Source organism: Anaerotignum lactatifermentans, assembly GCF_014982935.1.
GTDB lineage: Bacteria > Bacillota > Clostridia > Lachnospirales > Anaerotignaceae > Anaerotignum > Anaerotignum lactatifermentans.
In genome coordinates this window covers 1-19,708 of the sequence record NZ_JADCKK010000047.1, presented here as the reverse complement: position 1 = coordinate 19,708, position 19,708 = coordinate 1, and the positions used below count along the sequence as shown (strand labels likewise).

34 protein-coding genes are annotated in these 19,708 nt (G+C 44.3%); all 34 read left to right on the top strand.

The window, feature by feature from the left end:
• Positions 1–561: 561 nt before the first annotated feature.
• Positions 562–834 carry an ACT domain-containing protein gene (locus INF29_RS10820; protein ID WP_193486522.1) on the top strand — a complete coding sequence of 91 codons (273 nt, stop codon included), beginning with the start codon at positions 562–564 and terminating at the stop codon, positions 832–834.
• 17 nt (positions 835–851) lie between these two features.
• Positions 852–2,210 carry a PFL family protein gene (locus INF29_RS10815; RefSeq protein ID WP_022253580.1) on the top strand — a complete coding sequence of 453 codons (1,359 nt, stop codon included), beginning with the start codon at positions 852–854 and terminating at the stop codon, positions 2,208–2,210.
• Between the two features lie 58 nt (positions 2,211–2,268).
• Positions 2,269–3,285 (top strand): alpha-hydroxy-acid oxidizing protein, encoded by a 1,017-nt coding sequence (locus tag INF29_RS10810; RefSeq protein WP_072851388.1) that lies wholly within the window; start codon positions 2,269–2,271, stop codon positions 3,283–3,285.
• Between the two features lie 663 nt (positions 3,286–3,948).
• Positions 3,949–4,263 (top strand): 30S ribosomal protein S10, encoded by a 315-nt coding sequence (rpsJ, locus tag INF29_RS10805; RefSeq protein ID WP_022253578.1) that lies wholly within the window; start codon positions 3,949–3,951, stop codon positions 4,261–4,263.
• A gap of 171 nt (positions 4,264–4,434) precedes the next feature.
• Positions 4,435–5,064, top strand: a complete 630-nt coding sequence (gene rplC / locus INF29_RS10800) for a 50S ribosomal protein L3 (RefSeq protein ID WP_022253577.1) — start codon at positions 4,435–4,437, stop codon at positions 5,062–5,064.
• 27 nt (positions 5,065–5,091) lie between these two features.
• A complete protein-coding gene (gene rplD / locus INF29_RS10795; protein ID WP_022253576.1) occupies positions 5,092–5,712 on the top strand; it encodes a 50S ribosomal protein L4 in 621 nt (206 codons plus the stop codon).
• On the top strand, positions 5,712–6,011 hold the full coding sequence (rplW, locus tag INF29_RS10790) for a 50S ribosomal protein L23 (RefSeq protein WP_022365056.1): 300 nt from the start codon (positions 5,712–5,714) through the stop codon (positions 6,009–6,011). Before rplD ends, rplW begins: the two co-directional genes overlap by 1 nt.
• A 74-nt stretch (positions 6,012–6,085) precedes the next feature.
• On the top strand, positions 6,086–6,916 hold the full coding sequence (gene rplB / locus INF29_RS10785) for a 50S ribosomal protein L2 (protein WP_072851384.1): 831 nt from the start codon (positions 6,086–6,088) through the stop codon (positions 6,914–6,916).
• 53 nt (positions 6,917–6,969) lie between these two features.
• On the top strand, positions 6,970–7,254 hold the full coding sequence (rpsS, locus tag INF29_RS10780) for a 30S ribosomal protein S19 (protein ID WP_022253573.1): 285 nt from the start codon (positions 6,970–6,972) through the stop codon (positions 7,252–7,254).
• A 29-nt stretch (positions 7,255–7,283) separates the two neighbouring features.
• Positions 7,284–7,673 carry a 50S ribosomal protein L22 gene (gene rplV / locus INF29_RS10775; RefSeq protein ID WP_022253572.1) on the top strand — a complete coding sequence of 130 codons (390 nt, stop codon included), beginning with the start codon at positions 7,284–7,286 and terminating at the stop codon, positions 7,671–7,673.
• An 11-nt stretch (positions 7,674–7,684) separates the two neighbouring features.
• A complete protein-coding gene (gene rpsC, locus INF29_RS10770; protein WP_072851383.1) occupies positions 7,685–8,344 on the top strand; it encodes a 30S ribosomal protein S3 in 660 nt (219 codons plus the stop codon).
• Between the two features lie 2 nt (positions 8,345–8,346).
• Positions 8,347–8,784: a 50S ribosomal protein L16 gene (gene rplP / locus INF29_RS10765; RefSeq protein WP_022253570.1), complete on the top strand. Its 438-nt coding sequence runs from the start codon at positions 8,347–8,349 to the stop codon at positions 8,782–8,784.
• A complete protein-coding gene (gene rpmC, locus INF29_RS10760) occupies positions 8,781–8,990 on the top strand; it encodes a 50S ribosomal protein L29 (RefSeq protein WP_022253569.1) in 210 nt (69 codons plus the stop codon). The genes rplP and rpmC overlap by 4 nt, the downstream gene beginning before the upstream one ends.
• Before the next feature lie 32 nt (positions 8,991–9,022).
• On the top strand, positions 9,023–9,280 hold the full coding sequence (gene rpsQ, locus INF29_RS10755) for a 30S ribosomal protein S17 (RefSeq protein WP_022253568.1): 258 nt from the start codon (positions 9,023–9,025) through the stop codon (positions 9,278–9,280).
• 23 nt (positions 9,281–9,303) lie between these two features.
• Positions 9,304–9,672, top strand: coding sequence for a 50S ribosomal protein L14 (rplN, locus tag INF29_RS10750; RefSeq protein WP_022253567.1), 369 nt, complete (start codon positions 9,304–9,306; stop codon positions 9,670–9,672).
• 22 nt (positions 9,673–9,694) lie between these two features.
• Positions 9,695–9,997 carry a 50S ribosomal protein L24 gene (gene rplX, locus INF29_RS10745; protein WP_022253566.1) on the top strand — a complete coding sequence of 101 codons (303 nt, stop codon included), beginning with the start codon at positions 9,695–9,697 and terminating at the stop codon, positions 9,995–9,997.
• 22 nt (positions 9,998–10,019) lie between these two features.
• The gene (gene rplE / locus INF29_RS10740; protein ID WP_022253565.1) at positions 10,020–10,559 is read left to right on the top strand and encodes a 50S ribosomal protein L5; all 540 of its coding nucleotides are present in this window, start codon (positions 10,020–10,022) and stop codon (positions 10,557–10,559) included.
• Between the two features lie 17 nt (positions 10,560–10,576).
• Positions 10,577–10,762 (top strand): type Z 30S ribosomal protein S14, encoded by a 186-nt coding sequence (locus tag INF29_RS10735; protein ID WP_022253564.1) that lies wholly within the window; start codon positions 10,577–10,579, stop codon positions 10,760–10,762.
• Between the two features lie 21 nt (positions 10,763–10,783).
• A complete protein-coding gene (rpsH, locus tag INF29_RS10730; protein WP_072851381.1) occupies positions 10,784–11,185 on the top strand; it encodes a 30S ribosomal protein S8 in 402 nt (133 codons plus the stop codon).
• Positions 11,186–11,217: 32 nt separating this feature from the next.
• The gene (gene rplF, locus INF29_RS10725; protein ID WP_072851379.1) at positions 11,218–11,760 is read left to right on the top strand and encodes a 50S ribosomal protein L6; all 543 of its coding nucleotides are present in this window, start codon (positions 11,218–11,220) and stop codon (positions 11,758–11,760) included.
• A 69-nt stretch (positions 11,761–11,829) separates the two neighbouring features.
• On the top strand, positions 11,830–12,198 hold the full coding sequence (gene rplR / locus INF29_RS10720; protein WP_022253561.1) for a 50S ribosomal protein L18: 369 nt from the start codon (positions 11,830–11,832) through the stop codon (positions 12,196–12,198).
• An 18-nt stretch (positions 12,199–12,216) separates the two neighbouring features.
• Positions 12,217–12,720, top strand: a complete 504-nt coding sequence (gene rpsE, locus INF29_RS10715) for a 30S ribosomal protein S5 (protein ID WP_022253560.1) — start codon at positions 12,217–12,219, stop codon at positions 12,718–12,720.
• 13 nt (positions 12,721–12,733) lie between these two features.
• Positions 12,734–12,913 (top strand): 50S ribosomal protein L30, encoded by a 180-nt coding sequence (rpmD, locus tag INF29_RS10710; protein ID WP_193486520.1) that lies wholly within the window; start codon positions 12,734–12,736, stop codon positions 12,911–12,913.
• A 17-nt stretch (positions 12,914–12,930) separates the two neighbouring features.
• The gene (gene rplO / locus INF29_RS10705; protein ID WP_193486518.1) at positions 12,931–13,371 is read left to right on the top strand and encodes a 50S ribosomal protein L15; all 441 of its coding nucleotides are present in this window, start codon (positions 12,931–12,933) and stop codon (positions 13,369–13,371) included.
• Positions 13,372–14,637, top strand: a complete 1,266-nt coding sequence (gene secY / locus INF29_RS10700) for a preprotein translocase subunit SecY (RefSeq protein ID WP_072851377.1) — start codon at positions 13,372–13,374, stop codon at positions 14,635–14,637.
• A gap of 99 nt (positions 14,638–14,736) precedes the next feature.
• A complete protein-coding gene (locus INF29_RS10695; protein WP_072851375.1) occupies positions 14,737–15,366 on the top strand; it encodes an adenylate kinase in 630 nt (209 codons plus the stop codon).
• A gap of 165 nt (positions 15,367–15,531) precedes the next feature.
• The gene (locus tag INF29_RS10690; protein ID WP_022253555.1) at positions 15,532–15,804 is read left to right on the top strand and encodes a KOW domain-containing RNA-binding protein; all 273 of its coding nucleotides are present in this window, start codon (positions 15,532–15,534) and stop codon (positions 15,802–15,804) included.
• Positions 15,805–15,823: 19 nt separating this feature from the next.
• The gene (gene infA / locus INF29_RS10685) at positions 15,824–16,042 is read left to right on the top strand and encodes a translation initiation factor IF-1 (protein WP_022253554.1); all 219 of its coding nucleotides are present in this window, start codon (positions 15,824–15,826) and stop codon (positions 16,040–16,042) included.
• Positions 16,043–16,058: 16 nt separating this feature from the next.
• Positions 16,059–16,172 (top strand): 50S ribosomal protein L36, encoded by a 114-nt coding sequence (rpmJ, locus tag INF29_RS10680; RefSeq protein WP_004034721.1) that lies wholly within the window; start codon positions 16,059–16,061, stop codon positions 16,170–16,172.
• A 223-nt stretch (positions 16,173–16,395) separates the two neighbouring features.
• The gene (gene rpsM, locus INF29_RS10675) at positions 16,396–16,764 is read left to right on the top strand and encodes a 30S ribosomal protein S13 (RefSeq protein WP_072851373.1); all 369 of its coding nucleotides are present in this window, start codon (positions 16,396–16,398) and stop codon (positions 16,762–16,764) included.
• 27 nt (positions 16,765–16,791) lie between these two features.
• Positions 16,792–17,193, top strand: a complete 402-nt coding sequence (gene rpsK / locus INF29_RS10670) for a 30S ribosomal protein S11 (protein WP_022253552.1) — start codon at positions 16,792–16,794, stop codon at positions 17,191–17,193.
• Between the two features lie 21 nt (positions 17,194–17,214).
• Positions 17,215–17,817 (top strand): 30S ribosomal protein S4, encoded by a 603-nt coding sequence (gene rpsD, locus INF29_RS10665; protein ID WP_072851371.1) that lies wholly within the window; start codon positions 17,215–17,217, stop codon positions 17,815–17,817.
• A gap of 90 nt (positions 17,818–17,907) precedes the next feature.
• Positions 17,908–18,867, top strand: a complete 960-nt coding sequence (locus tag INF29_RS10660) for a DNA-directed RNA polymerase subunit alpha (RefSeq protein WP_022365058.1) — start codon at positions 17,908–17,910, stop codon at positions 18,865–18,867.
• Between the two features lie 100 nt (positions 18,868–18,967).
• A complete protein-coding gene (locus INF29_RS10655) occupies positions 18,968–19,510 on the top strand; it encodes a bL17 family ribosomal protein (RefSeq protein ID WP_193486516.1) in 543 nt (180 codons plus the stop codon).
• The last annotated feature ends 198 nt before the right edge of the window (positions 19,511–19,708 follow it).

Sequence of the window (19,708 nt, the reverse complement as noted above, 5' to 3'; positions counted from 1 at the left end):
ACAAAAACGACACAGCTCCTATTTTCGAAGTATCTGACCTGGGTATCGTAGGTGACGTGAAACAGATCCTGCCTAAACTGGCTGATGCTATCAGAAAATACAAAGCAAGCAAAGCTACAAACTAATTGTTTCCTTAAATATAGCAAAAGCAAAATGTGGTCATGCCCTTTTGGGGCATGACCTTTTTTGTGTGCGGAACCATACACGAGATTGGAAAAAACATCGTATTTTGTAAAAATTTGAAAGAAATATTTTGGGAAATATGAAACAGTTCAGTTTGGAGAATGCCGGAAAGCCTTGATTTTACTGGGTTTTTTGACGCTGAAAAAAATAAAGTAACGTCAAAGTGTGTTTTTGTTCAGTGACAATACAAAATAATACTGGACATTCTATGTCTTTGGTATTAGAATAGTGCCATAAAACAGAAAACAAGGTGCAGAAAACGCCTTGTTTTTCTGTTTATTAAGGCTTTTTTGCTGGAGCAGACTGCCATTTTGCCAGAATGGACTTTGCCGCAGAAAGGAAATTTTGTTTTTCTAAATTTCAAGGAGGTCAGAAACAATGAAAAAAGCAGTAATTACAGTATTGGGACACGACAAAGTAGGCATTATCGCAAGAGTTTGCACTTTTTTGTCTGAAGCGAATGTGAATATTCTGGACATCTCTCAGACCATCGTGGGCGGATATTTTGATATGGTTATGGTGGTAGACATCACCGAAATGACACAGGATTTTGACAAGGCAGCAGACGGTCTGGCTTCCATCGGGGAAGAAATGGGACTGGTAATCAAAATGCAGCATACAGAAATTTTTGACGCAATGCACCGCATTTGATGGGAGGTCACAAACAGATGATTACAAGAAATGAAATTTTAGAAACCAATCAGATGATCGACAACGCCAATCTGGACGTGAGAACCATCACCATGGGTATCAGTCTGCTGGATTGTGCTGACGCGGATATTGATAAGTTTAACGAAAAGGTATACAATAAAATCACCACTTATGCCAAAGATCTGGTAAAAGTCGGTGACGAACTGGCAAAGGAATACGGCGTGCCTGTTGTAAACAAGCGTATTTCCGTAACTCCCATTGCCATTGCAGCAGCTGGCTGCAAAACAGATTCTTATGTAAGTATTGCGCAGACATTGGATCGTGCTGCAAAAGCCGTAGGCGTAAACTTCATTGGTGGTTTTTCTGCGCTGGTGCAGAAAGGCTACACCGAAAGTGACAGAAAACTTATCGCTTCCATTCCTGAAGCTATGGCAGTGACAGACTTTGTTTGTTCTTCCGTAAATATCGGTACTTCCCGTAACGGTATCAACATGGATGCTGTCAAAGAAATGGGCGAAGTGATCCATAAAACAGCAGAACTGACAAAAGACAGAGAATGCATCGGTTGTGCAAAACTGGTTGTATTCTGCAACGCTGTAGAAGACAACCCCTTCATGGCAGGTGCTTTCCACGGCGTTGGTGAAGCAGACTGTGCCATCAACGTTGGTGTCAGCGGCCCCGGCGTTGTGAAAAAAGCACTGGAAGAAGTAAGAGGCGAAGATTTTGAAACACTGTGCGAAACAGTAAAACGTACAGCATTCAAAATCACTCGTGTTGGTCAGATGATCGCAAGAGAAGCGTCCAAACGTCTGAATGTACCTTTCGGTATCATCGACCTTTCTCTGGCACCTACACCTGCTGTTGGTGACAGTATCGCGGAAATCTTCCAGGAAATGGGTCTGGCTGAACCCGGTGCACCTGGTACAACAGCAGCTCTGGCTCTGCTGAACGACAACGTGAAAAAAGGCGGCGTTATGGCATCCTCTTACGTTGGCGGTCTGAGCGGTGCGTTCATTCCTGTCAGCGAAGACCATGGTATGATCGAAGCAGCTGCAAAAGGCGCTTTGACTCTGGAAAAACTGGAAGCTATGACTTGCGTATGCTCCGTTGGTCTGGACATGATCGCTGTACCTGGCGATACCACACCTGCAACACTGTCCGGTATCATTGCCGATGAAGCTGCAATCGGTATGGTGAATAATAAAACAACTGCGGTTCGTCTGATCCCTGTGATTGGCAGAGGTGTTGGCGAATCCGTAGAATTCGGTGGTCTGCTGGGTTATGCACCCATCATGGCTGTAAACAAATACAGCTGCGAAGACTTCATCGCAAGAGGCGGCAGAATCCCTGCACCTATCCACAGCTTCAAGAACTAATGCGCCATTTCATACATAAGATAAAAATTCAATTTATTTGAGTGGAGGAAAAATTTCTATGAATTATCAGGAAGTATTGGCTGCGGCTAGAGGAGAAATGGGACCTTACTGTAAGGTTTGTCCTGTTTGCAACGGTTTGGCATGTAAAAATCAGATTCCCGGTCCTGGCGCAAAGGGAATTGGTACGGGCTTCATTCGCAACTATCAGAAATGGCAGGAAATCTGCGTAAACATGGATACTATTTGCGAAAACAAACCTGTTGACACGAAATTTGAATTGTTTGGAAAAACTTATGATTATCCGTTCTTTGCTGCACCCATTGGTGCTATGCAGCTGCACTACGGTGACAAGTATGATGACAACGGATATAACCACATTCTGGTAAAAGCATGTGCGGACAACGGCATTGCGGCATTTACTGGCGACGGTACTGACCATAATGTATTTGCTGGTGCATGTGAAGCCATCAAAGCATCCGACGGTGTGGGTGTTCCTACCATCAAGCCCTGGAATATGGAACTGGTAAAAGAAAAAATTGACATGGCAAAAGCAGCAGGCGTAAAAATGATCGCCATGGACATTGATGCGGCTGGTCTGCCTTTCCTGAAAAATATGACACCTCCCGCAGGCAGCAAAACTGTGGAGGAATTGAAAGAAATCATTTCTTACGCAGGGGTACCTTTCATCCTGAAAGGCATCATGACTGTAAACGGTGCAAAGAAAGCACTGGAAGCAGGCGCTGCTGCCATCGTTGTTTCCAACCACGGCGGTCGTGTACTGGATCAGTGCCCCGCAACAGCAGAAGTTCTGCCTGAAATCGTAGAAGCTGTTGGCGGCAAAATGACCATTTTGGTAGACGGCGGTATCCGTTCCGGTATGGATGTATTCAAAGCGCTGGCTTTGGGTGCAGATGGTGTGCTCATCGGTCGTCCTTTCGTAAACGTCATTTACGGCGCTGCGGAAGAAGGCGTTGCGGCTCTGGTGGAAAAACTGGGCGCAGAACTGAAAGATACCATGGCAATGTGCGGTGTACATAGCCTGAAGGAAATCACAAAGGACTGCGTACGCAGATAAGCGTTTTCATAAAAAGCAAATCGGAAATTCTCAGAAATGGGAGTTTCCGATTTTTTTATTTTTGATTGAGAAGGATTTCTACTATTATATATAGGAAGAAACTCCGTTTTTGCAGAAAGAGGATGCAGGTATAAAATCTGGAAAAAATGGGAATATCAAAAGAAAAAGAAAGATTGTGAGTGCCTATGAAAGAGGTGCTTATTTATGCGTGTAAAAACGGAGAAATTCAGGCGCCTGTTTTGTACAAGAGAAACAAAAGAGGGATGCATTATGCAGAAGTGCGTGTATACACTTGTTTATTTTGTTTAAGTTTTGCGTGAAACAGACGAATGTTTTTTGTTAAAATTCAAAGAAATTTTTTTGAAAAAATACAAAAAAACTCTTGCCAAATCAGGAAAAGTCGTGTATACTTGTTTGTGTTGTGACATAGAGTGTTGATACGGAAGGTTGCTGAGAGCCGAATTGAGCGGTTTGATGGTTTTTCCGAGGAGCGATGTCCAGTTCAAGAAACCGGGCGACAAGGTCACTGTACTGAATATTTAGGGTAAGTTATCTCGACAGGATAACTTTGCGTATCTTTCGTTGCAGGATACACCCGGATAAGTGTGCAGTCACCACTTGTCGTGCTGAAAGTTAAAGTACGAAAAGGAGGGGACTTTTTTTATGGCTAACCCAAAAATCAGAATCAGTCTCAAAGCTTACGATCACAAGCTGATCGATCAGTCTGCAGCGCAGATCATTGAAACAGCAAAGAAAACAGGAGCGCAGATCAGTGGTCCTATTCCACTTCCCACTAAGAAGGAAGTTGTGACCATCATCAGAGCAACACACAAATACAAAGACTCCAGAGAACAGTTCGAAATGAGAACTCACAAGAGATTGATCGACATTCTGAGCCCTACAGGCAAAACAGCAGACGCTCTGAGCCGTCTGGACCTGCCCGCAGGCGTAGACATCACACTGAAAGTGATGAAATAAGATCACGGAAATCACAGACGGAAGCAACGACCGCTGATTTCAAATAAAAGAAATTATCCAAAACACTCGGTTTATATAAGAAACATCTTCATGCAAGACTCTTATATGAATCTAGTATGATTACTCTCGAAAGAGGGCAATCCGCTGTAGAAACTTAGGAGGTGCAACTACATGAAAAAGGCTATTATGGCTAAGAAAATCGGTATGACACAGGTTTTCACAGAAAACGGTGCACTGGTACCGGTTACCGTTCTTGAAGCAGGCCCCTGCGTTGTAATCCAGAAGAAAACAATGGAAAACGACGGCTATGAAGCAATCCAGGTTGGTTTCAAGGATGCAAAAGCAAAAAAAGTAAACAAACCCGCAAAAGGTCATTTCGACAAAGCAGGCGTAGCTGCTAAGAAATACCTGAAAGAATTCAGACTGGAAGACACAAGCGCTTACGAAGTTGGTGCTGAAATCAAAGCTGACGTATTCGCAGCAGGCGACAAAGTAGACGCTAGCGGCGTTTCCAAAGGTAAAGGCTTCCAGAGCACAATTAAGAGATATAACGCACAGAGAGGTCCCATGGGTCATGGTTCCAAATCTCACAGAGTAGTTGGTTCCATGGGTTCTTCCGCTACACCCAGCCGTGTTAAAAAAGGCAAAAGAATGCCTGGTCACATGGGTAGCGTAAAAGTAACCATCCAGAACCTTGAAATCGTTCGTGCTGATGCAGAAAAGAACCTGCTGCTGATCAAAGGCGCAGTTCCCGGCCCTAAAGGTTCTGTTCTGGTAATCAAAGACAGCGTAAAGGCTTGATAAACTTTACGAAAGGAGGAAACTAACATGGCAAACGTTGCAGTAATGAACATGAATGGCGAACAGGTAGGCAACATCGACCTGAACGACGCTATTTTCGGAATAGAAGCAAATGAACATGTGATGCACCTGGCAGTAGTTCAGTATCTGGCTAACCAGAGACAGGGCACACAGAGCACAAAAACACGTGCAGAAGTACGTGGCGGTGGTAGAAAACCTTGGAGACAGAAAGGCACAGGTAGAGCAAGACACGGCTCCATCCGTTCCCCTCAGTGGGTTGGCGGTGGCGTAGTATTCGCTCCCAAGCCGAGAGATTACTCCTTCAAACTGAACAAAAAAGTAAAAAGACTGGCACTGCAGTCTGCACTGTCTACAAAAGTTGCTGAAGGCAAAATCATCGTTCTGGATGAACTGAACCTGGCAGAAGTTAAGACAAAAGATATGGCTAAAGTACTGGCTAACATCAACTGCGGCAAAGCACTGATCGTTATGGATGGTACAAACACAAACGTAATGCTGTCCGCTAGAAACATCCCTGATGTAAAAACAGCTTCCGTAAGCACAATCAACGTTTACGACCTGCTGAAATACAACACACTGGTTGTAACAAAAGACGCGGTAGCGAAAATCGAGGAGGTGTACGCATAATGGCAGATCTGAAATATTATGACGTAATCTTGAGACCCGTTATCACAGAAAACAGTATGGCTGTTCTGGATGATAAAAAATATACTTTCCTGGTTCATCCCGAAGCTACAAAAGCTCAGGTAAAAGAAGCAGTTGAAAAAATGTTCGAAGGCGCGAAGGTAGCAGCTGTTAACACAATGAACTACAGCGGCAAACCCAAAAGAAGAGGTTATATCTTCGGCAAAACAAAAAAATTCAAAAAAGCAGTTGTTAAACTGGCTGCTGACAGCAAAGACATCGAAATCTTCCAGGGTATGTAATCCGGAAGGCACTTGAACGCAAAACACACGGAAACGTGTAGACAGATAAACACTTATCGAAAGGAGTGGAAAAAATGGCAATTAAAAGATATAAGCCATATACACCGTCCAGAAGACACATGACAGTGTCCGCATTTGATGAAATCACAAAATCCACACCCGAGAAATCTCTGGTGGTACACCTGAAGAAAAACTCCGGTAGAAATAACCAGGGTAAAATCACAGTTCGTCACAAAGGCGGCGGCGCTGCGATCAAATACAGACTGGTAGACTTCAAACGCAACAAAGATGGTATTCCTGCAACAGTAAAAGCAATCGAATACGATCCTAACAGAACAGCAAACATCGCTCTGATCGTTTACGCTGACGGTACAAAATCCTACATTCTGGCTCCCGTTGGTCTGCATGTTGGCGACCACGTAATGAACGGTCCTGAAGCTGAAGTTAAAGTAGGTAACACACTGCCTATGAGCATGATCCCCGTTGGTGCAAACATCCACAATATCGAAATGAAACCCGGCAAAGGCGGTCAGCTGGTTCGTTCCGCTGGTAACGTTGCACAGCTGATGGCAAAAGAAGGCAAATATGCAACAGTTAAACTGCCCTCCGGCGAAATGAGACTGCTGCCCATTGAATGCAGAGCAACAATCGGTCAGGTTGGTAACATCGACCACGAACTGGTTCACATCGGTAAAGCAGGTAGAAAACGTCACATGGGTATCAGACCTACAGTAAGAGGTTCCGTAATGAACCCTAACGATCACCCTCACGGTGGTGGTGAAGGTAGAGCACCTATCGGTCGTCCATCTCCTATGACACCTTGGGGCAAACCTGCAATGGGCTACAAAACAAGAAACAAACACAAAGCTTCCAACAAATATATCATTCGTCGTAGAAACGGCTAATGAATTTCGATGTGCCGCTTGAGCACAGAGCATGAAACAAGGAGGATGAAATAATGAGCAGATCACTGAAAAAGGGACCTTTCGCTGACGATCATCTGCTGAAGAAAATCGACGCAATGAACGCAGCAGGCGAAAAGAACGTAATCAAAACATGGTCTCGCCGTTCTACAATCTACCCCGATATGATCGGTCATACAATCGCGGTTTATGACGGCAGAAGACATGTTCCCGTATATATCACAGAAGACATGGTTGGCCACAAACTGGGCGAATTCGCTCTGACAAGAACTTACAGAGGCCACGGCAAAGACGCAGAAAAGAAATCTAGAGTTCGGTAATAAGTTTGAAACGAAAGGAGGTTTCGTTCATGGCAAAAGGTCATAGAAGCCAAATTAAGAAAGAAAGAAACATTGCAACACAGGAAAAAAGACCCCACGCTACTGCTAAATATGTAGGTATTCCTGCAACAAAAGCAAAAATCGTTCTGGATCAGATCAAAGGCAAAGACGTTGTAACAGCAGCAGCGATGTTGAATTATTCTCCAAGATATGCTTCTGAAATCATTGCGAAAGTTCTGAAATCCGCAATGGCAAACGCAGAAAACAACTTGGGTATGGACGTGAGCAAACTGTATGTAGAAGAGGTAAGTGCAGATCAGGGTCCTACAATGAAGAGAATCCGCCCCAGAGCACAGGGCAGAGCTTACCGCATTCTGAAAAGATCTTGCCACATTTCCATCATTCTCAATGAGAGATAAGGAGGTACACAATGGGACAGAAAGTAAATCCACATGGATTAAGAGTCGGTATCATCAAAGACTGGGATACCAAATGGTATGCTGAAAAAGACTTTGCTGATTACCTGGTAGAAGACGTTAAAATCAGAAAATTCATCAAAAAGAAACTCTACGCAGCAGGCGTTTCCAAAATCGCTATCGAAAGAACAGCTGGCCGCGTAAAGATTAGCGTATATACAGCAAAACCCGGTATCGTAATCGGTAAAAATGGTCAGGCAATCGAAGAACTGAAAGGCGAAATCCAGAAAATGACAAGCCAGAAGGTTGCTGTGAACATTGAAGAAATCAAAAGACCCGAAACAGACGCTCAGCTGGTTGCTGAAAGAATCGCACTGGATCTGGAAAACCGTGTAACATTCCGTCGTGCAATGAAGCAGGCAATGGGCAGAACAATGAAATTCGGTGCAAAAGGTATCAAAACAGCAGTAAGCGGTCGTCTGGGCGGCGCTGATATTGCTCGTACTGAAAGCTACCATGACGGTACCATCCCCCTGCAGACACTGCGCGCAGACATTGACTACGGCTTCGCAGAAGCTGATACAACATACGGCAAACTGGGCGTAAAGGTTTGGATTTACAAAGGTGAGGTACTTCCTGTAAAAGCAGCGAAAAAGGAAGGAGGCGCTAAGTAATTATGTTAATGCCTAAAAGAGTAAAACATCGTAAACAGCAGAGAGGTTCTATGAAAGGCCGCGCTTACAGAGGTAACAAAGTTACTTACGGCGACTTCGGTATCATGGCTATGGAACCCACATGGATCACATCCAATCAGATCGAAGCAGCTCGTGTTGCGATGACAAGACATATTAAACGTGGCGGTGACGTTTGGATCAAAATTTTCCCTGACAAACCCGTTTCCGCAAAACCTATCGGTACTCGTATGGGTTCCGGTAAAGGCGCTCCCGAATATTGGGTAGCAGTAGTAAAACCCGGCAGAGTTATGTTTGAAATCGGCGGCGTTGCAGAAGAAACAGCAAGAGAAGCACTGAGACTGGCAATCCACAAACTGCCCATCAAGTGCAAAATCGTTTCCAAGGCAGAAGCAGCAGAAATGGCAGGTGATCATCAGTGAAAACAAAAGGTTATGTAAGTGAATTGATGGGTAAAACTGCTGATGAATTACAGAAGGACCTTGTTTCCGCTAAAAAAGAACTGTTCAACCTGAGATTCCAGAACGCAACAAATCAGTTGGATAACACAGCAAGAATCAAGGAAGTTCGTAAGAACATCGCAAGAATCCAGACAGTAATGACACAGAAAGCAAGAGAAGTAAAATAATAAACACGGTTTAGCGAAAGGAGGCACACAACGTGGAAGAAAGAAATCTTCGTAAAACCAGAATCGGTAGAGTAGTCAGCGACAAGATGGACAAAACAATCGTAGTTGCTGTAGAAGATAAAGTAAAACACCCTTTGTATGGTAAGATCGTAAACAGAACTTACAAGCTGAAAGCCCATGACGAAAACAACGAATGCGGTATCGGCGACCGTGTAAAGGTTATGGAAACAAGACCTCTGTCCAAAGACAAGAGATGGAGACTTGTAAGCATCATCGAAAAAGCAAAATAATCCTGCAGAGAGGAGGAATTTAGATGGTTCAGCAAGAAACCAGATTGAAAGTAGCAGACAATTCAGGAGCAAAAGAACTCCTTTGCATCAGAGTACTGGGTGGTTCCACCAGAAGATATGCAGGAGTTGGCGATATTATCGTAGCTGCAGTTAAAGACGCAACACCCGGCGGTGTTGTTAAAAAAGGCGACGTTGTAAAAGCAGTAGTCGTTAGAACCGTTCATCCCGTAGGCAGAGCAGACGGCAGCTATATCAGATTCGACGAAAACGCAGCAGTTATCATCAAAGATGACAAAAACCCCAGAGGTACTCGTATCTTCGGGCCCGTTGCAAGAGAGCTGAGAGAGAAACAGTTCATGAAAATTCTTTCTCTGGCACCGGAAGTATTATAAGGAGGTGTGCTAGGTGGCTAACATGAAATTGAAAACAGGTGACAAAGTTGTTGTCATCGCTGGTAAAGACAAAGGCAAAGAAGGCAAGATCCTTCATGTAGATAGAAAAAACAACCGTGTCATCGTTGAAGGCGTAAACATGATTTCCAAACACACAAAACCCTCCATGCAGAATCAGCAGGGCGGCATCGTGAAAAAAGAAGGTTCCATCCACGCTTCCAACGTAATGTACCTGCACAACGGCAAAGCAACACGCCTGGGTGCAATGATCAAAGACGGTAAAAAAGTAAGAGTAGCGAAAAAAACAGGCGAAGTTATCGACTAATCCCTGTGAAAGGAGGTAAACAATGAGCAGATTAAGAGATTTCTATAACACAGAAATTATCCCTGAAATGACTAAAAAGTTTTCATATACAAACAAGCTGGCTGTACCCAAGATTGAAAAAATCATCATCAACATGGGCGTAGGCGAAGCAAAAGAAAATGCGAAAGTTCTGGATGGCGCTGTAAAGGATATGGCTACCATCTCCGGTCAGAAACCTCTGGTAACAAAAGCTAAAAAATCCGTTGCGAACTTCAAACTGCGTGAAGGCATGAACATCGGTTGCAAAGTTACACTGAGAGGCGACAGAATGTACGAATTCGCTGACAGACTGATCAACATTGCGCTGCCTCGTGTACGTGACTTCCGTGGTGTGAAAGCGAACAGCTTTGACGGCAGAGGTAACTACACAATGGGTATCAAAGAACAGCTGATCTTCCCTGAAATCGAATACGATAAAGTAGACAAAATCAGAGGTATGGATATCGTTTTCGTAACAACAGCGAAAACAGACGAAGAAGCAAGAGAATTACTGAGATTGTTCGGTATGCCATTCGCAAAATAATCAAGGGAGGGACAAAAATGGCTAAAACATCTATGGTTGTAAAGCAGCAGAGAAAACCTAAATTCTCTACAAGAGCTTACACACGTTGCAGAGTGTGCGGCAGACCTCACTCTGTACTGAAAAAATATGGAATTTGCCGTATTTGCTTCCGTGAACTGGCATACAAAGGTCAGATTCCCGGCGTAAAGAAAGCAAGCTGGTAATAACGAAAGGAGGAATTGACAATGTCCATGAGCGACCCTATCGCAGATATGCTCACTAGAATCAGAAACGGTAATATTGCGAAACACGATACAGTAGATGTTCCTTCTTCCAAGATGAAGAAAGCAATTGCGGACATTTTAACTAAAGAAGGTTACGTAAAAGGTTACGAAGTAATCGAAGATGGTATCAAATCCACACTGCGTATCAGCCTGAAATATGGTGCAGATAAAAATGAAAAAGTTATCACAGGTCTGAAAAGAATTTCCAAACCCGGTCTGAGAGTTTTCGCAGGCAAAGACGAACTGCCTAAAGTTCTGGGCGGTCTGGGAATTGCCATCATTTCCACAAGCCATGGCTTGATGACAGATAAAGAAGCAAGAAAAGCAGGCGTTGGCGGCGAAGTTGTTGCTTTCGTTTGGTAATATAAATCGACAAGTATTAGGAGGTGCAGACCATGTCTAGAATCGGTAAATTGCCCGTAGCAGTACCTGCCGGTGTTGAAGTTAAAATCGGTGAAGATAACCTGCTGACAGTGAAAGGTCCCAAAGGCACACTGGAAAGAAAATTATCCGCAGACATGCATATCGCAATGGAAGATGGTCAGATTGTGGTAACAAGACCCAACGACCTGAAAAGAAATAAAGCATTACACGGCCTGACAAGAACTCTGATCTTCAACATGATCGTTGGTGTTACTCAGGGTTATGAAAAAACACTGGAAATCAACGGTGTTGGTTACAGAGCTGCAAAATCCGGTAAGAAACTGACCCTGACACTGGGTTACTCTCACCCTGTAGAAATGGAAGATCCCGAAGGTATCGAATCCATCGTAGAAGGCACAAACAAAATCATTGTTAAGGGTATTGATAAAGAAAAAGTTGGACAGTTTGCTGCTGAAATCAGAACAAAACGTCCCCCCGAACCCTATAAAGGCAAAGGTATTAAATACTCTGACGAATATATTAGACGTAAAGTTGGTAAGACCGGTAAGAAATAATCTGACGCACGCAGCGTGATTGTTTATATCGGAAAGTGACTGATTTGAAAGAAACGGAGTGAAAATACTATGATTAACAAGCCATCTCGTGCAGCGGCTCGTAAGAAAAGACATTACAGAATCCGCAACCATGTGAAGGGTACAGCAATGAGACCCAGACTGGCAGTGTTCAGATCTAACAAACACATGTATGCACAGATCATCGACGACGTTGCACATCATACACTGGTAGCAGCTTCCACAATGGAATCTGAAATCGCTAGCACACTGGAACATACTGATACTGTAGCAGCTGCAGCAGCTGTTGGCGAAGCTATTGCGAAAAAAGCAGTAGAAAAAGGTATCACAGAAGTTGTATTCGACCGTGGCGGTTTCATTTACCACGGCAAAATCAAAGCCCTGGCGGAAGCAGCAAGAGAAGCCGGTTTGACATTCTAAGGCAAGGAGGAAAGCAAGTTGAAAAGAATCGATCCAAGCACTTTAGATCTGAAAGATAAAGTAGTTACCATCAACCGCGTAACAAAAGTTGTTAAAGGCGGTCGTACCATGAGATTCTCCGCACTGGTTGTTGTTGGCGACGGCAACGGTCATGTAGGCTGCGGCGTTGGTAAAGCTGCTGAAATCCCCGATGCTATCCGCAAAGGGAAAGAAGACGCTATGAAAAACATCATCGAAGTAAACAGAAATGATGTAGACAGCATCTTCCACGGCGTTACAGGCACATACGGCAGCGCAAGCGTTCTGCTGATGCCTGCTGCAGAAGGTACCGGTATCATCGCTGGTGGCCCTGCTCGTGCCGTATTGGAATTGGCAGGTATCCGCAACATCAGAACAAAATCCCTGGGTTCCAACAACAAACGTAACGTAGTAAGCGCTACAATCGAAGGTCTGTCCAGAGCGACAACACCTGAAGCAGTAGCTAAACTGCGTGGCATTACTGTAGAAGAACTCTTGGGTTAAGGAGGAATTGACAGTGGCTAAAATTAAAATCACATTGGTGAAATCTACAATCGGAGCAATTCCGAAACATAAAAAAACAGTACAGGCGCTGGGTCTGAGAAAGACAAACAGCAGCGTAGAGAAAGAAGACAACGCGGCTATCAGAGGCATGATTCATCAGATTAGCCACCTTGTAAAAGTTGAAGAAGTTTAATTTCAGGAGGTGCCATAATGAACTTATGCGAATTGAGACCTGCTGAAGGCTCCAGAGAAAAGAATTGGAGAAGAGGCAGAGGTCATGCAACCGGCAACGGTAAAACAGCAGGCAGAGGTCACAAAGGTCAGGGCCAGCGTTCTGGTGCCGGCGGCAAATGCGGCTTCGAAGGCGGTCAGATGCCTTTGTACAGAAGACTCCCTAAAAGAGGCTTCACATGCAGAAACAGCAAAGAAATCGTTGCTATCAACGTTTCCATGCTGAATGTATTTGAAAACGACGCAGTAGTAGATATCGATGCTTTGAAAGCCGTAGGTTTGATCAGTAATCCTAGAGATGGCGTGAAGATTCTTGGCGAAGGCGATCTGGAAAGAAAGCTGACCGTGAAAGTAAACTTCTACAGCAAAACAGCTCAGGAAAAAATCGAAGCAGCCGGCGGCAAAGCAGAGGTGATCTAATTGTTTAAGATTTTCGTAAATTCTTGGAAGACGAAAGAAATTAGAAACAAAATTCTGTATACGCTGATGATTTTCGCAATCATCAGAATCGGTACACAAATTGCTCTGCCCGGTATTGACGCAGCAAGTGTGGTTGCGGCAAGAGAATCCGCAGGGGTAGGCACACTGTACAGCATGATTGCTGGCGGCGCCAACTCCAGCTGGTCAATCTTTGCAATGGGTATTGGTCCTTATATCAACGCGTCCATCATCATGCAGCTGTTGACCATCGCGATTCCCAAATTTGAACAGCTTTCAAAAGAAGGTCCCGAAGGCAGAAAAAAATTGCAGTCTTATAGCAGATATTTAACAGTAATACTTGCGCTCATACAGGGTATTGGGTTAACATATACCTATCAGAACATGTATGTGGAAGCAAATATGCTGTACTATGTTGCTTCTGTTGTAACTCTGGTTTGCGGTTCCACATTTGTAATGTGGCTGGCAGAACAGATTACAGCAAAAGGGATTGGCAATGGTTCTTCCATGGTAATCTTTATCAACATCGTTTCCGGTCTGCCTATGGGTGCGGCTAGTCTGTACTACATGATCAGCGGTTCCGGTGCAATGGGTGCGGTAAAGGTTGCTGCAATTCTGGTGATTCTGCTCATCGTTCTGGCATTCATCGTTTGCGTAAACCGTGGTGAAAGAAGACTGCCCGTGCAGTATTCTTCCAAAATGGTTGGCAGAAAACAGGCCAGCGGCAGAAGCACAACAATGCCGATCAAGGTAAATACTTCCGGCGTTATCTCCATCATCTTTGCAATCTCTTTGCTGCAGTTCCCGCAGCAGATTGGTAACTTTATCCCCAACAAGGGTGAAGTTTTCACAAAGGTGATCGAAGTTCTGAATATGACACACCCCATCGGTGCGTGTCTGTATGTATTATTGATTATCTTCTTCACATATTTCTACACATCCATCGTGATCAACCCCAATGAAATCGCGATGAACATGAAGAAGAACGGTGGCTTCATCCCTGGTATTAGACCTGGTCAGCCCACCAGCGCTTATATCACCAGAGTGGTAAGCAGAATCACACTGGTTGGCGCAATCTGCTACGCAATCCTGGCTATGGTGCCTGTTGCGCTGCAGTGGATCTTCAAAGTGAATGTTGGCTTCGGTGGTACGACACTGATCATCGTGGTTGGCGTTACACTGGATATCGTAAAAGCACTGGAAAGCCAGTTGCTGATGCGTCACTATAAAGGATTTTTGAGCGAATAATAGCAGCCGCCTGGGGAATGCAGCATGCATTTCCCGCCGGTTGTTACTTGGGGAGAAAAACAGAGAGAAGGCCTATAAAGAAAAGAGGTTGATTCGTATATGAAATTGGTACTCATTGGTGCGCCTGCAGCCGGCAAAGGCACACAGGCAGCAAGACTGGTGAAACATTACGGCATCGCTCATATTTCTACAGGCGATATGCTCAGAGAAGAAGTGGCAAAAGGAACAGAGCTTGGTAATCAGGCGAAATCCATTATGGCAGCAGGCGGTTTGGTTTCTGATGAACTGATCATCGCGATCGTTCAGGAAAGAATCAAAAAAGATGACTGCGCAAAAGGTTTCATTCTGGATGGTTTCCCTCGTACAGTCGTACAGGCGGAAAAACTGGAAGAAATGGTAAAACTGGATAAAGTTGTTTATATCAACGCACCTGACGAAGTGATGCTGGAAAGATTGACAGCAAGACAGACTTGTCCTAAATGCGGTGCAACATATAACAAAATGTTCCTTCCTTCCAAAGTTGAGGGTATCTGTGATGTATGCGGCGAAAAATTGACGCAGCGTAAAGACGACACAGTGGAAGCTGGTAAAAAACGTATCCAGACATTCCACGAACAGAGCGAACCTCTGGTAGGCTTTTATGAAAAAGAAGGTATTCTCTTTGAAGTAGACGGCACCATGCCCATCGACGAGATCACAAAAGCGATCATCGCTGGTCTGGACGCCTAAGCAAGAAGGGAACGCGTTGCTTAAGTCAATGTGAAAATTTTCGGGGAGCAGCTAAGAGCGGCTTCGGTGGAGCAAGACTCCACGAAATAGAAATGATACCGTTTTGATGGCGGCTGAAAAGTCAAAATCCTTACGTTATCCCACGAATGTAATGAGGTGAGAACGATGGAATATCAGAGCGGGCAAGTGGTTTATTCCAAAAGCGGCCACGACAAGGGCGATACGTTGATGGTGCTTTTTGTGGAAGGGGCTTATGTCTATCTGGCAGACGGCAAACGCCGCAAGATTGAAAAGCCAAAACGCAAGAAGATGATCCACGTGCAGCCAACCGGATATGTGGACACGGTTTTGGCCGATAAACTGGCCGAAGGGGCTTACGTCCTGGATGCGGATATCGCAAAGGCCATCAAAAAGTACAAGAAGTTGGCGGAAACATAATTTAAGGAGGTTCTTGGTCTTGTCAAAAAATGACGTTATTGAAGTAGAAGGAACCGTGCTGGAAAAATTACCGAACGCCATGTTTCAGGTGGAACTGGAAAACGGCCATCAGATTTTGGCGCATATCTCCGGCAAGCTGCGTATGAATTTCATCCGTATTTTGCCCGGTGACAAAGTGTTAGTGGAAATGTCTCCTTATGACCTGACAAAGGGCAGAATCATTTGGAGAGCGAAATAAGGAAGGAGCGATCACAATGAAAGTAAGACCATCTGTAAAACCCATGTGTGAAAAATGCAGAATCATCAAAAGAAAAGGTCGTGTAATGGTCATTTGTGAAAATCCCAAGCATAAACAGAAACAAGGCTGATGATTTCGTTATGGCTTTACGGGGGTAAACGTCCTCGGAAGCCGTTGGTAAATCCGTCAAGGTAGGACGAAGGAGCATACAGTTAATAGCGGGAGCAGCAGGCAGACTGACGGCTGTTCTTCTCGTTTGTAATGCCCAACGCTTACAACATATTTATGCGAATATTATTTTGAACTTTTTTTGTTATAGATAGAGGAATTATCATAGGAGGTGCAAGATATACATGGCACGTATTGCTGGTGTAGACTTACCAAGAGAAAAACGCGTTGAAGTTGGTTTGACATACGTTTATGGCATTGGCCATTCCAGTGCTGTTCGTATTCTGAAAGAAGCAGGCGTAGACCTGGATACAAGAGTTAGAGATCTGACTGATGAAGAAGTTGCTAGAATCCGTGACGTCATCGACAGAACTCAGACTGTAGAAGGTGACCTGAGAAGAGAAATCGCTCTGAACATCAAACGACTGATTGAAATCGGCTGCTACAGAGGCATTCGTCATAGAAAAGGCCTGCCTGTAAGAGGTCAGAAAACAAAAACAAACGCAAGAACAAGAAAAGGTCCTAGAAAGACTGTTGCGAACAAGAAGAAATAATTGATTTCATGAAGGAGGTTTGAAGAAATGGCTAAGAAAACTGTGAAAAAAGCTACAACTCGCAGACGCCGTGACAAAAGAAAAGTAGAACGTGGTCAGGCTCACATTCAGTCTACTTTTAACAATACAATCGTTACAATCACTGACGCAGTAGGTAATGCTCTGTCCTGGGCATCCGCAGGTCAGCTGGGCTTCAGAGGCTCCAGAAAATCTACTCCTTATGCTGCACAGATGGCAGCAGACACAGCTGCGAAAGCTGCTTCCGACTACGGTCTGAAAACAATCGAAGTTTTCGTTAAAGGTCCCGGTAGCGGACGTGAAGCTGCAATCCGCGCTCTGCAGGCTGCAGGTCTGGATGTAACACTGATCAGAGACGTTACACCCGTTCCTCACAATGGTTGCAGACCACCCAAACGCAGAAGAGTATAATTTTCAGGAGGTGTAAGAATAATGGCTAGAGATAGAGTACCAGTATTGAAAAGATGCAGATCCCTGAATCTGGATCCCATCTACCTGGGTATTGATAAAAAATCCAAAAAACAGAACTTGAGAGCAAACAGAAAAATGAGCGAATACGGTCTGCAGATGAGAGAAAAGCAGAAAGCGAAATTCATCTACGGCGTACTGGAAAAACAGTTCCGTAGCTACTATGCACAGGCTGAAAAAATCGCTAAAAAAGAAGGTATCCCTGGTGAAAACCTTCTGATGCTGCTGGAAATGAGACTGGACAACGTTATGTTCCGTCTGGGTTACGGCAGAACAAGAAAAGAAGCTAGACAGATCGTTCGTCACAAACACGTTACAGTTAACGGCAAACCTGTAGATATCCCTTCTTACCAGGTTAAAGTTGGCGACGTTGTTGAAGTAAAAGAAAAATACAAAACCATTCAGAGATACAAAGACGTTCTGGCTGTAACAGACGGCAGACTGGTACCCGAATGGCTGACAGCTAACCACGATGCACTGAGCGGCACCGTAGTTGCGAAACCCACAAGAGCACAGATCGATGTTCCCGTTGAAGAAACACTGATCGTCGAACTGTACTCCAAATAATCAATCTCGATTGTGCAGTGAAGTCAATTCTAAAGCCGCAAGGCATTTTTCCTTGCGGCCATCTATCATAAAAAAGGGAGGTTTGAATGAGTGTTTGAATTTGAGAAACCTCGCATTGAAATTGCTGAGATGGCACCGGACGGAACTTATGGCAAATTTGTGGTAGAACCTCTGGAAAGAGGCTATGGCACAACTCTGGGCAACTCCCTGAGAAGAATCCTGCTTTCTTCCCTGCCTGGCGCAGCAGTCAGCAACGTAAAAATTGACGGCGTACTTCATGAATTTAGTGTGATTCCTGGCGTAAAAGAAGACGTGACAGAAATCATCCTGAATCTGAAAGGGCTGGCAATCAAAAACACCAGCGAAGGCAACGAACCGAAAATTGCGTACATTGACATGGAAGGCGAAGGCGAAGTCAAAGGCTCTGACATCAAAGCAGACAGCGACATCGAAATCCTGAACCCTGACCATCACATTGCGACACTTTCCGGTGGCCCTGGCAGCAAACTGTATATGGAAATCACCATTCAGAAAGGCCGCGGCTATGTTGGTGCCGACAAGAACAAAAAAGACGATCAGCCAATCGGCATGCTTCCGGTAGACAGTATTTTCACACCTGTTACAAGAGTAAACTTCCTGGTTGAAAATACTCGTGTTGGTCAGATCACTGACTATGACAAGCTCTCTCTGGAAGTCTGGACAAACGGAACCATTGCGCCCGACGATGCAGTTAGCTACGGTGCAAAGATTCTGAATGAGCATTTGAACCTGTTCATCGATCTTTCTGACAATGCGAAAGATGCTTCCATCATGGTTGAAAAAGAAGAAGGCAAGAAAGAAAAAGTTCTGGAAATGAGCATTGAAGAACTGGATCTGTCCGTGCGTTCTTACAACTGCCTGAAACGTGCAGGTATCAACACCGTGGAAGACCTGGCAAACAAGACAGAAGAAGAAATGATGAAGGTAAGAAACCTGGGCCGCAAGTCCCTGGAAGAAGTACTGAACAAAATGGCGGAACTGGGACTGGCACTCAGACCCAGCGACGAATAATCGGCTACTATTATTTACTGCGAAATTACGACACACGTAAGCCCGAAGAAGCAGTGGGGTCGGGGTAAGTTTTGCAGGTGAGAACAAGGAGGATTCAACAATGCATGCATCCGGATATAGAAAACTGGGTAAAACAACTCCTCAGAGAAAAGCTCTGCTGAGAAACCAGGTTACAAACCTGTTGTACCACGGTAAAATCAAAACAACAGAAACAAGAGCGAAAGAAGTAAGAAGAATCGCTGAAAAACTGATCACTCTGGCTGTGAAAGAAAGAGAAAACTTCGAAGAAGTTGAAGTAACAGCAAAAGTAGCGAAAAAAGACGCTAACGGCAAAAGAGTGAAAGAAGTTGTAAACGGCAAAAAAGTAACTGTTTATGACGAAGTTAAGAAAACAGTTAAGAAGGATAAACCTTCCAGACTGGCAGCTAGACGTCAGATGCTGGCTTACCTGTACCCTGTTACAGAAGTTCCTGCTGATGGCAAGAAAGTAAGAAAGAACAGCAAAAAAGTTGACATGGCTGCAAAAATGTTCGACGAAATCGCTCCTAAATACGCTGGTCGTAACGGCGGTTACACAAGAATTGTGAAACTGGGCGCTCGTAAAGGCGACGGTGCGATGGAAGTTATCATCGAACTGGTTTAATTTTTATGAATTCAGGCAGACACATTCCGTGCTGCTTCATAAGAAAAAGAAATATAGCTGGAATCCTTGAGTGAACTGAACCCCATTTGTTAGACAGTATGATATACTGAATAACAAGTGGGGTGATTTTTATGCCAAAAGGAGTACCAAATAAACGATATACACCAGAATTCAAGAAAATGGTAATAGAAACTATGC

Excerpts from the sequence above, each read along its gene's own strand:
- INF29_RS10820 (WP_193486522.1), top strand. The coding sequence starts at position 562 with ATGAAAAAAGCAGTAATTACAGTATTGGGACACGACAAAGTAGGCATT.
- INF29_RS10815 (WP_022253580.1), top strand. The coding sequence starts at position 852 with ATGATTACAAGAAATGAAATTTTAGAAACCAATCAGATGATCGACAAC.
- INF29_RS10810 (WP_072851388.1), top strand. The coding sequence starts at position 2,269 with ATGAATTATCAGGAAGTATTGGCTGCGGCTAGAGGAGAAATGGGACCT.
- rpsJ (WP_022253578.1), top strand. The coding sequence starts at position 3,949 with ATGGCTAACCCAAAAATCAGAATCAGTCTCAAAGCTTACGATCACAAG.
- rplC (WP_022253577.1), top strand. The coding sequence starts at position 4,435 with ATGAAAAAGGCTATTATGGCTAAGAAAATCGGTATGACACAGGTTTTC.
- rplD (WP_022253576.1), top strand. The coding sequence starts at position 5,092 with ATGGCAAACGTTGCAGTAATGAACATGAATGGCGAACAGGTAGGCAAC.
- rplW (WP_022365056.1), top strand. The coding sequence starts at position 5,712 with ATGGCAGATCTGAAATATTATGACGTAATCTTGAGACCCGTTATCACA.
- rplB (WP_072851384.1), top strand. The coding sequence starts at position 6,086 with ATGGCAATTAAAAGATATAAGCCATATACACCGTCCAGAAGACACATG.
- rpsS (WP_022253573.1), top strand. The coding sequence starts at position 6,970 with ATGAGCAGATCACTGAAAAAGGGACCTTTCGCTGACGATCATCTGCTG.
- rplV (WP_022253572.1), top strand. The coding sequence starts at position 7,284 with ATGGCAAAAGGTCATAGAAGCCAAATTAAGAAAGAAAGAAACATTGCA.
- rpsC (WP_072851383.1), top strand. The coding sequence starts at position 7,685 with ATGGGACAGAAAGTAAATCCACATGGATTAAGAGTCGGTATCATCAAA.
- rplP (WP_022253570.1), top strand. The coding sequence starts at position 8,347 with ATGTTAATGCCTAAAAGAGTAAAACATCGTAAACAGCAGAGAGGTTCT.
- rplN (WP_022253567.1), top strand. The coding sequence starts at position 9,304 with ATGGTTCAGCAAGAAACCAGATTGAAAGTAGCAGACAATTCAGGAGCA.
- rplX (WP_022253566.1), top strand. The coding sequence starts at position 9,695 with ATGAAATTGAAAACAGGTGACAAAGTTGTTGTCATCGCTGGTAAAGAC.
- rplE (WP_022253565.1), top strand. The coding sequence starts at position 10,020 with ATGAGCAGATTAAGAGATTTCTATAACACAGAAATTATCCCTGAAATG.
- INF29_RS10735 (WP_022253564.1), top strand. The coding sequence starts at position 10,577 with ATGGCTAAAACATCTATGGTTGTAAAGCAGCAGAGAAAACCTAAATTC.
- rpsH (WP_072851381.1), top strand. The coding sequence starts at position 10,784 with ATGTCCATGAGCGACCCTATCGCAGATATGCTCACTAGAATCAGAAAC.
- rplF (WP_072851379.1), top strand. The coding sequence starts at position 11,218 with ATGTCTAGAATCGGTAAATTGCCCGTAGCAGTACCTGCCGGTGTTGAA.
- rplR (WP_022253561.1), top strand. The coding sequence starts at position 11,830 with ATGATTAACAAGCCATCTCGTGCAGCGGCTCGTAAGAAAAGACATTAC.
- rplO (WP_193486518.1), top strand. The coding sequence starts at position 12,931 with ATGAACTTATGCGAATTGAGACCTGCTGAAGGCTCCAGAGAAAAGAAT.
- INF29_RS10695 (WP_072851375.1), top strand. The coding sequence starts at position 14,737 with ATGAAATTGGTACTCATTGGTGCGCCTGCAGCCGGCAAAGGCACACAG.
- INF29_RS10690 (WP_022253555.1), top strand. The coding sequence starts at position 15,532 with ATGGAATATCAGAGCGGGCAAGTGGTTTATTCCAAAAGCGGCCACGAC.
- rpmJ (WP_004034721.1), top strand. The coding sequence starts at position 16,059 with ATGAAAGTAAGACCATCTGTAAAACCCATGTGTGAAAAATGCAGAATC.
- rpsM (WP_072851373.1), top strand. The coding sequence starts at position 16,396 with ATGGCACGTATTGCTGGTGTAGACTTACCAAGAGAAAAACGCGTTGAA.
- rpsK (WP_022253552.1), top strand. The coding sequence starts at position 16,792 with ATGGCTAAGAAAACTGTGAAAAAAGCTACAACTCGCAGACGCCGTGAC.
- rpsD (WP_072851371.1), top strand. The coding sequence starts at position 17,215 with ATGGCTAGAGATAGAGTACCAGTATTGAAAAGATGCAGATCCCTGAAT.
- INF29_RS10655 (WP_193486516.1), top strand. The coding sequence starts at position 18,968 with ATGCATGCATCCGGATATAGAAAACTGGGTAAAACAACTCCTCAGAGA.